The organism is Paracoccus shanxieyensis, assembly GCF_009711265.1.
Lineage (GTDB): Bacteria > Pseudomonadota > Alphaproteobacteria > Rhodobacterales > Rhodobacteraceae > Paracoccus > Paracoccus shanxieyensis.
Genome location: NZ_WMII01000030.1, coordinates 18,775 through 27,741, shown reverse-complemented (window position 1 = coordinate 27,741; position 8,967 = coordinate 18,775). Strand labels below are relative to the sequence as shown.

At 65.7% G+C, this 8,967-nt stretch carries 9 protein-coding genes; 6 read left to right on the top strand and 3 right to left on the bottom strand.

The annotated features are described in order from the left end of the window. From GL284_RS19320 to tnpB (GL284_RS19310), 3 genes are all read left to right on the top strand, one after another. The coding region (locus GL284_RS19320) for a YobI family P-loop NTPase (protein ID WP_230383186.1) at window positions 1-898 on the top strand (898 nt) is incomplete at its 5' end. A 50-nt stretch (window positions 899-948) separates the two neighbouring features. Next, the gene (tnpA, locus tag GL284_RS19315; protein WP_035714911.1) at window positions 949-1,359 is read left to right on the top strand and encodes an IS66-like element accessory protein TnpA; all 411 of its coding nucleotides are present in this window, start codon (window positions 949-951) and stop codon (window positions 1,357-1,359) included. After that, window positions 1,359-1,520: an IS66 family insertion sequence element accessory protein TnpB gene (gene tnpB, locus GL284_RS19310; RefSeq protein WP_140418254.1), complete on the top strand. Its 162-nt coding sequence runs from the start codon at window positions 1,359-1,361 to the stop codon at window positions 1,518-1,520. The genes tnpA and tnpB (GL284_RS19310) overlap by 1 nt, the downstream gene beginning before the upstream one ends. Window positions 1,521-1,533: 13 nt before the next feature. On the opposite strand, the gene GL284_RS19305 is transcribed toward tnpB (GL284_RS19310), so the two are convergent. Beyond that, window positions 1,534-3,627 (bottom strand): recombinase family protein, encoded by a 2,094-nt coding sequence (locus GL284_RS19305; protein ID WP_230383185.1) that lies wholly within the window; start codon window positions 3,625-3,627, stop codon window positions 1,534-1,536. Window positions 3,628-4,102: 475 nt separating this feature from the next. Between GL284_RS19305 and tnpB (GL284_RS21395) the strand changes: the two genes are divergently transcribed. Genes tnpB (GL284_RS21395) through madM form a run of 3 tightly spaced genes read left to right on the top strand, consistent with a single transcriptional unit; the run spans window position 4,103 to window position 6,714 of the window. After that, on the top strand, window positions 4,103-4,327 hold the full coding sequence (gene tnpB / locus GL284_RS21395; protein ID WP_169743206.1) for an IS66 family insertion sequence element accessory protein TnpB: 225 nt from the start codon (window positions 4,103-4,105) through the stop codon (window positions 4,325-4,327). Between the two features lie 53 nt (window positions 4,328-4,380). Continuing rightward, the gene (tnpC, locus tag GL284_RS19295) at window positions 4,381-5,931 is read left to right on the top strand and encodes an IS66 family transposase (protein WP_035714907.1); all 1,551 of its coding nucleotides are present in this window, start codon (window positions 4,381-4,383) and stop codon (window positions 5,929-5,931) included. A 6-nt stretch (window positions 5,932-5,937) separates the two neighbouring features. Further along, window positions 5,938-6,714 carry a malonate transporter subunit MadM gene (madM, locus tag GL284_RS19290; protein ID WP_226341282.1) on the top strand — a complete coding sequence of 259 codons (777 nt, stop codon included), beginning with the start codon at window positions 5,938-5,940 and terminating at the stop codon, window positions 6,712-6,714. On the opposite strand, the gene GL284_RS19285 is transcribed toward madM, so the two are convergent. Further along, on the bottom strand, window positions 6,647-7,816 hold the full coding sequence (locus GL284_RS19285) for an ABC transporter permease (RefSeq protein WP_155046108.1): 1,170 nt from the start codon (window positions 7,814-7,816) through the stop codon (window positions 6,647-6,649). The genes madM and GL284_RS19285 overlap by 68 nt on opposite strands. Further along, the gene (locus GL284_RS19280; RefSeq protein ID WP_155046107.1) at window positions 7,813-8,964 is read right to left on the bottom strand and encodes an ABC transporter permease; all 1,152 of its coding nucleotides are present in this window, start codon (window positions 8,962-8,964) and stop codon (window positions 7,813-7,815) included. The genes GL284_RS19285 and GL284_RS19280 overlap by 4 nt, the downstream gene beginning before the upstream one ends. Between the last annotated feature and the right edge of the window lie 3 nt (window positions 8,965-8,967).

Here is an 8,967-nt window from a genome sequence, read left to right as displayed (position 1 = left end):
CAAGGTCTCGCAACCCGAAACTTGTCCGAAGATCGACGGTGACCGCCAGCGTCACCAACGGCCGCGCGCTGCGCTACGCCGAAGGCTCCGCGCGCGGCCTCCTACACCATGTGTTGGGACACTGCCCACCAGATCTGGGGGCTTTAAGAACTTGTCTTACTATCGATTTAAGTTAGCGGGCTGGTTTATTACGGCTGCGGATCGGCTCACTCGGAAACCGGAGGAGGCAGGCGCGGGAACGCGATACGTCGACCTCGCCCCGACGGATCAGGCCGACCCGGCGGGCGTGTACTCAGCCGCGTTGACCAAGGCGACCAACAACCCCCGTGTGATGAACATTGCCCTCACCGGACCCTACGGATCAGGCAAAAGCAGCATCATCAAGTCTTTCTTGAAGGGGTATAAGCGACCAGTTTTGCAGATATCCTTGGCAGCGTTTCTGCCTGAAGCTCCACCCGAAGCCGGGTCCTTCAACGGCAAGGTGAGCAGGCAGGAGATCGAGCGAAGCATCCTGCAACAAATGCTCTACGGTGCCGATTCGAAGCGGCTTCCGCTTTCGAGGTTTAAGCGGATACAGTCGCCCGGCCGTTGGTCGATGCTGGCCTCTCTCTTCATGATTATCGGCGTCATCGCCTGTTGGCATCTATTCCAGAAGCGAGATGCGATCATGACGGGTGCCTACTTCCGTCCGTTCGACATGACCAATTGGTTCAATCTACTTGCCTTCGTGATTGGTGGTGGGTTCATCTGGCAGGTCATCCATAATCTGTATATCGCAAGTTTCGGTATATCGCTGAAAAGCGTATCTCTGAAGGATATTGAGATCACACCTAAGGCGACGACAGAGGAATCTATCCTTAATCGTAAGCGGCGTCTGAACCCCACGTTGCGTGGCTGACGCGCTGCTGCGAAGTCCTTTTCATCGGCTGATGGGGAGTGCGTTTCGCAATGTGTGCCAAGAATTCGTTTCTCACCTCCCTGGGCGTGGAGATTTATGCCTCTGGTCATCGGCGGTGGCCGGATGAGGTGAAGGCTCGGGTGGTCGCCGATACACTGCAGCCGGGGGCCACGGTAAACGCAGTGGCGGATCACTATGGAGTGCAGCCGAACCAGGTATCGGCGTGGCGGCGGCTGGCCAAGCAGGGCAAGCTGGTGCTGCCAGCCATCTTGGCCGAAGAGCCGGTCTTTGCCTCGCTGGTGGTTTGCGATACACCGCCTGCTGTCCATTCCTACGACGGGCGCGCTGCAGACGAGGGGATCAGGATCATTATCGGGGAGGTGAGGCTTGAGCTGGCCGCGGACACGCCCGCCGTTCGGCTGGCCGAGATTGTCCGTGCTCTTGGAGCCGCGCCGTGCTGATGCCGTCGCAGGGCATGCGGATCCTGGTGGCGACCAAGCCGGTGGACTTCAGGAAGGGGCACGACGGATTGGCAGCCTTGGCGCAGTCGATGCTGGCGGAAGACCCCTTCACCGGCACGATCTTTGTGTTCCGCTCGAAGCGCGCCGATCACGTTTCATAATGCATCTCCTCCTTCAGAATCCGGGTAGGGTCATGGACCTGTCTGCAATCTTATCAAGCGCTTGCCTTGGCCTGCGCGCGGCTATTTCCTGCAAGCCTATCCGAACCGCCTCGGTTTCGAGCGCGGCCAGCGGTATTTTCCATGGGGCGGAATACAGGATCTGTGTCGCGGGGAGGATCTGCGCGCGGATCAGTTTGTGGACAGATGCCACGCAGACGCCGAGCCGCTTGGCGGCAGCATCGACGCTCACGGTCTTCTCCTCCTCGGCCTCGGGATCATAGGGTGGGATCGCGAGCCTGTCGCGCAATTCAGCCACGCGGACGGTCGTCCATGTCTCGTCATCCTCAGTGCGGCAGCGCATCCGGTTGAGGGTCACGGCAAGTTCCCTGTCTGGCCAGTGCCCGCCAAGTTTGCGCAAGATGTCGGCAGCAGTGCGCTTTGGCCCCGGCGGGAAGCGACCGGTTCGGCGCCGGGCCAGCCTGACCTCGGTGTGGCGCCCGCCGATCCAGTGAATGAGTAGAACGAAGGCGTTCTCCGCCTGATCGATGTCGATCACCACTTCCTCGATCAGCAGGCGCACCAGTCGCTGCCGCGCGCGGGCATCGGTCCCGGCGGCATTCCATGCCGAGGGCAGGTCGGTGGCGAGCCGCAAGAGGACATCAGGATCGACCCCGGGCCTCGCGATGAGTTCTGCGCCCAAAGCGGCAAGCTTTTGCTCGACCGAGGCCACCCGCTCCAGGGCTGCGTTCCACCGCGCCTCCAGCGTGCGCGCAACATGCCGTTTGGCGGGATCGACATGCTCATATCGCCGCTCGGCCAGTTCCGCGGCGTATCGTGCCTCATCAAGCTCCTTCTCGACAGCAAGCCGCACCACCTCCTGTGCCCGGGTGGCCTGCTGTCCCGCCAATAGGGCAGCCTGCACGGCGCGGCCGGAGACCGCTTCGAGCAGTTGGCCGGTCACTGCCGCATCGATGCCGCCCCCGCCCGCACCGATGCAGAGCCCAGCCCCGACATGGCTGTCATCGCCCCGACATTGGTAACGATGGGACAGGTCGGTCCCGGTCTTGTAAAAGACCCGCATCATCCGGCCGCACCTTGCGCAACGCGCCATGCCGCTCAGCAGCGCCTGTCCGCCGCGCCCGGATTTGCGGGCCGTTCGCTTTTGCATATGCGCGTTCTCCCCCAGCAGGACGCGGTTCTCCTCATAGGCCTGCCAGTCGATGTATCCTTCGTGATTGCTCTTGATCAGCACGCCCCACTCCTCGATCGCCCGGTGATGGCCGCTGGTCTTGCGCGCCTCGCCCTCGACCACCGCCATCCGATTACCGGTCCGGCCGAAGGCATAGGCACCAGCGTAGACCGGATTATGCAGCACCTGCATCACACTGTGATAGGCAGGCTTGCGCCAAGCGATCTTGCGCAGGGCACCGTTGCGCAGGACCACTGGCAGATGGACATCGGCCGCGCGCAGCCACAGGAACACCTGGCGACCGCTGCCAAGCTCGCGGAACTTGGCGAAGATCAGGTGGATGGCCTGCCGGACCCGCTCATCAGGATCCATCTCAATCCTGTCGTCCTCGCTCCAGCAGAACCCAGGCGGCAAGGTAAAGCGGAGTTCTCCCCGCTTCGCCTTCGCATCGCGGGCCGCCAGCCCACGTTGCCGCAGAAGACTGAGTTCGTATTCCGACATGGTGCCCTTCAGCCCCAGCAGCAGTCGATCATTCATTTGACGCGGATCGTAGACCCCCTCCGGGTCAACGACCAAGGCCCCCGTCAAGGCGCAGAGGTCAATCAGATGATGCCAGTCCCGGCCATTACGGGAAAGCCGCGAGGCTTCGATGCAATAGACCGCCCCCACCGTCCCGGCACAGACTTCCGCGACCAGACGCTGGAAGCCCGGGCGGGCAATCAGACCAGAGCCGGAGCGTCCCAGATCCTCATCGATGACCCGGACCTCGGCGAAGCCGGTGTCGCGGGCGGCTTCGGCCAGCTGGTATTGCCGCTTCTGGCTTTCGAGATTCCCGAGCACCTGAGCCATCGTCGACTGGCGAACGTAGACGAGTGCGCTGCGGGCAAGGTGCTCACCGGTGATCTTTGCGTGCATCATGACCTGCGCCCTCCGCAATCTTGCCCGCCGCCATCAGCAGCAGGTCTGCCAATGCCTCCAGGATCGCCGGTGTCGCGGGCGCGGCCGGGGGGCGGTTCGGGCTGTCGTTCAGGTCCAGGCAGAGCTGACTCGGCGTCGCTTGCTTTTGTTGCGAGAGGGGTCGGGGTCGGCAGGGCATGCGTATCCTCCTCGGGAATCGATCCCCCACAGGATGACGCAAGCTGGCCGTGACGCATTAGATCGAGTGTCTGTGCAAGCGACCGCAAGGCTTCGAGAGCAACAACCGGCGGGCCGCTTTCCATGCGTGCGCAATAGGCGGCATCGCACATCCAGGGGGGCAAAGTCCGGAAGAACCCCTGCCGTTCCTCGACCAGCACAGAGTCCGATCCGTGCCTGCGTCCCCCATCGCGCGCGCGTAAAACCCGCCCGTAAAGAGGGTGCCAAGGATATTCGATCCGCAAATCACGCAGTTGGTATGTGGAATGAAAGCCGATCGGCCGACAGGCTGAAGATCCTGTTCTGGGACGGCAGCGGGCTGGTGATGGCTTACAAGCGCCTTGAGGCCGACAGCTTCACCTGGCCGGCCATCCGGGACGGGGCCATGACCTTGAGCCGAACGCAGTTCGAGGCGCTTTTTGCCGGCCTCGACTGGCGGCGGGTCCGACCTCTGGAAACCCCAAAGCCAGCCGTTTCAGAATGACCTGAATGCAATAAAAGCGTTCAACTACAGTCGGATCAGGGTATGATGACTTCATGTCCGCCGCTCCGTCCATCGACCTGTCCGCCATCCCCGAAAGCCAGCGCGCCGCTGTTCTTGCCGTGCTGAGGGAACGGGACGCGCTGCAGGAAACCAACCGGCGGCTGGAGCATCTGATCGCCGAGCTGAACCAGGTCTTGCATGGCAAACGCTCCGAGAAGCTGAACGACGACGAGCGTCAGCTGGCTTTCGAGGATCTGGAAACCGCGTTGGCCGAGGCCGAGACCCGGCAGGATGCGGAGACTGCGCCCCGCACGCCCCCGCGCCGGGCCGCCCGCCGCAATCGCGGGCATCTTCCGGAAAGCCTGCCCCGCGTAGAACGCGTGATCGAGCCGAGCAGTCTGCTCTGTCCGTGTGGCTGTGGTGAGATGCACCGCATCGGCGAAGACCGGACCGAGCGGCTGGATATCGTGCCCGCGCAACTGCGGGTCATCGTGACCGTGCGCCCAAAATATGCGTGCCGCAGGTGTGCAGAGGGCGTGACCCAGGCACCGGCACCCGCACACCTGATCGATGGCGGCCTACCCACTGAGGGCGCCTTGGCGCATGTGCTGGTCAGCAAATACGCGGACCATCTGCCGTTGTATCGTCAGAGCCAAATCCTTGCCCGCGCGGGCATCGAGCTTCACCGCAGCACGCTGGCTGATTGGGTCGGCACCGCCGCCTTCCACCTCGGTCCCGTGGTCGATCGGCTGACAGAGCACCTGAAGACGTCGAGCAAGCTGTTCATGGACGAAACCACGGCACCCGTGCTCGATCCTGGCCGAGGCCGGACGAAGACGGGCTACCTCTGGGCCCTGGCGCGCGATGACCGCTCATGGGGCGGGGGCGATCCGCCCGGTGTGGTCTTCACCTATGCGCCCGACCGCGCGGGCGAAAACGCAGAGCGCATCCTCCATGGCTTTGACGGCACCCTGCAGCTGGATGGCTATACCGGCTACAACCGTCTGACGCGTCCGTCCCGGACAGGCGGCGCACCGATCACCGTCGCTTATTGCTGGGCGCATGTCCGGCGAAAACTGAAGGAGATCTTTGATCGCGACGGCTCCAAGATCGCGGCCGAGGGCCTGTGCCGGATAGCCGAGCTTTACCGGATCGAGGCCGAGATCCGTGGCATGGACCCGGGCCAGCGGCTGTCGGCCCGCCAAGCGCGCAGTGCGCCGCTGATCGCCGCATTCGGGGAATGGCTGCAGCTGCAGTGTCGGCGCATATCGATGAGGTCGCGCCTCGGGGAGAAGCTGGCCTATATCCATCGTCACTGGGGCGGGTTGCAGACCTTCTTGCGCGACGGCCGGGTCGAGATCGACTCCAACAACGTCGAGAACCTGATCCGGCCGATCGCGCTGACGCGAAAGAATGCGCTCTTCGCAGGCCATGACGAGGGTGGCCGATCCTGGGCGCGCATCGCATCCCTGATCGCCACCGCAAAGGTCAACGGCGTCGAACCCTTCGCCTACCTCAAGGCAACCCTGGAAGCGGTGGCAGCCAGCCATCCTCAGGCAAAGATCGACGACCTGCTGCCCTGGAACTTCAACCCGTCAAGCTGAAACCAGGTGAGGCGGCGCCGCCGCTTACTGATCGTCGAGGTTCTGGCCCGCAACGGCCTGGTCTTTGCCTTCCTGTTCGTGGGCGGCGTCATGTGGCTGTCCTATCAGCTGTCCGACCGGCTGACGGCTGGTCGGCTGCACGGATCGGCAGTGGCCATCATCATCGGTCTGATCCTGGCCTGGATCGGCGGCATGATGACCGGGGGCAGCCGCGGGCTGGCGGATGTGCCGCTGTTCACCGGGATCGGGCTGATGGGGGGCGCGATGCTGCGCGACCTGGCCATCGTCTCGACCGCTTACGGCGTCGACATGCGCGAGATCCGCAAGGCCGGCGCGGCGGGGGTCAGCGCGCTGGCCTTGGGGATCGTGGTGTCCTTCGCGGTGGGCGCGGCGATCGCGGCGGCCTTCGGCTATACCGATGCGGTCAGCATGGCGACGATCGGCGGGGGTGCGGCGACCTATATCGTGGGTCCGGTGACCGGCACCGCCTTGGGCGCCAGTTCCGAGGTCATCGCCCTGTCGGTCGCTGCGGGGCTGCTGAAGGCGGTGCTGGTGATGATCGGCACGCCGCTGGTCGCGCCGCTGATCGGGCTGAACAACCCGAAATCGGCCATGGCCTATGGCGGGCTGATGGGCACGACCAGCGGCGTGGCCGGGGGGCTGGCCGCGACCGACAAGCGGCTGGTGCCCTATGGCGCGATGACGGCGACCTTCTTCACCGGGCTGGGCTGTCTGATGGGGCCGTCGGTCCTCTATCTGGCGCTGCTGGCCGTGACGGGCTGACCGTCTCGACCGCCAGCACCACGAGGCCCAGCCCCGCGGCCAAGGCCCACAGATGCCACAGGATGGGCGCGATCTCGGGCAGGGTCGCGCCCATCTGCATGACCCGCACCAGCCCGTCGATGGCCGCCGTCGACGGGATCAGCTGCGCCAGCGCGTTGAGATGGGCCGGGATCGCCTCGACCGGCCAAGCGAAGCCCGACAGGAAGAAGAACGGCATCCCGAGCGCCAGCAGCACGACCTGCACGACCTCGCCCCGCCGGAACAGCGCCGCGACCAGCTGCGCCAGAAACCCGGCCGCCAGCAGGAAGGGCAGGCCCAGCATCATCAGCGCCCCCGGCCCGCCCAGGATCGGCAGGCCATAGAGCACCGGCAGCACGATCAGATAGACCGGCAGCAGCCCCGCCCAGATGGCCAGCCACGCCCCCGCCCGGCCCAGCAGCCGCCAGACCGGATGGCCGGGCAGCGGCCCGCGCCGGGTCGCAGCCAAGGCCAGCCCCATCATCATCGTCTGCTGCAGGATCAGCACGAAGGCCGCGGGCAGCACATAGGTCGCGTAGCCCGCCGCGGGGTTGAACAGCGGCACCTCGATCTGGTTCGCGGGGCTGACCTGGGCGGTGGCCACGGCGCGGGGCGTGCCTTGGGCGATCAGGCGCCCGGCCTCGACCTCGGCGCCCATCTGGCGCAGGGGGACGGCGGCGCCCTGCATCACGCGCTGATACATCAGGAAATAGCTGGCATCGGCATAAAGCGCGACGGGGCTCTGATCGCCGCGCAGCAGGGCGCGTTCGAACCCGTCGGGGATCAGCATGACGCCATAGGCGCGGCGTTCATGGACCAGCCGCGTGGCCTCGGCCATGTCGGGGGCGAGATGGGTCAGGGCAACGGCCTCCGACGCGTCCACCCGCCGCGCCAGATCGGCCGATGCGGTGCTGCCGTCCTGATCGACCAGCACCACCGGCACGTCACGCAGCAGTTCGGCCCGATAGGGCAGCGGATAGATCACCGCATAAAGGATCAGCGCCAGCAGCACGATCATCCGCACCTGCTTGTCGCCCAGCACGGCGGCCAGTTCCGCGCGAAAGGCGGTGGCAAGCGGGCTCATGGCGCGGCCTCCTGCCGGGCCAGGCGCGACAGCTGCGCCAGGATCAGCGCCGCCAGAACGCCCGCGATCACCGCCAGCCACAGGACCGACATGGCGGATATGTCCAGCGGAGTCGCGCGCAGCGACTGGTCGATGCGCAGCTGGACATACCAGGTGCCGGGAATGGCCGCGCCCCAGGCCTGGGCCAGGGTCGACATCGCCTCGCGCGGGAAACCCAGCCCCATGAAGCCGAAGGCCGGCGCGGTGATCAGCGCGATCATGCTGGCCGCCCGGCCCATGTCGCGGGTCAGCACGAAGGCCAGCGCCCCGATCATCTGCGAGGCCAGCACGAACAGCACCGCCCCCAGGGCCATCAGCCACAGCGACCCGCGCAACGGCACCGCCAGCCAGCCATACAGCGCCACATCCGACAGGCCCAGGATCAGCAGAAAGATGACCGTATAGGGCAGGATCTTGCCCAGCATCGCGGGCAGGATACCGCCGCCCATGCGCATCAGCACGCGCGGATGCCGCCCCGGCCCGAAATCCAGCGACACCGCATAGGCGGTCGCGGCGGCGGCGATGATCTGCAGGACCGTGGGGATCAGCGCGGCCAGCAGGAAATGCACATAATCAAAGGCCGGGTTGAACAGCGCATGGGCCTGCATTGGGATGGGCTGCAGCGCGACCATGGCCTGCACGGGCGCCTCTCCCTGACCCTGGCGCACCGACAGGCGCAGGCCCGCCAGCGCCGTGTCGATGGCATTGCGGGCGCCGCGGGCGACCAGCGATCCGGCGCTCATGTGCTGGTTGTCGTAGAAGGTCACGATCTCGGGACGCTCGCCCCGGGTGATGTCGCGTTCCAGGTTCGGCGGCATCAGCACCGCGCCGCGCACCGCGCCCGAGACGATCAGCGACCGCGCCTCGGAAAGGTCGGATGCGCGATGGGTCACGGTCAGCTCGGGCGCGGCGTCCAGCATCCGCGCGACGGCGCGCGACAGGTCGGACCGATCGAGGTCGATCACCGCCACCGCCATGCCCGTGGGAATGCCCGCGCGAAAGATGCCGCCCAGCACCAGCAGCATGATCAGCGGCAGCACCACGACCAGCCCCGCCAGCGCCGGGCGGCGCGGCAGCAAGCGGAACTCGCGCGCCATGACCGCCAGCATGGC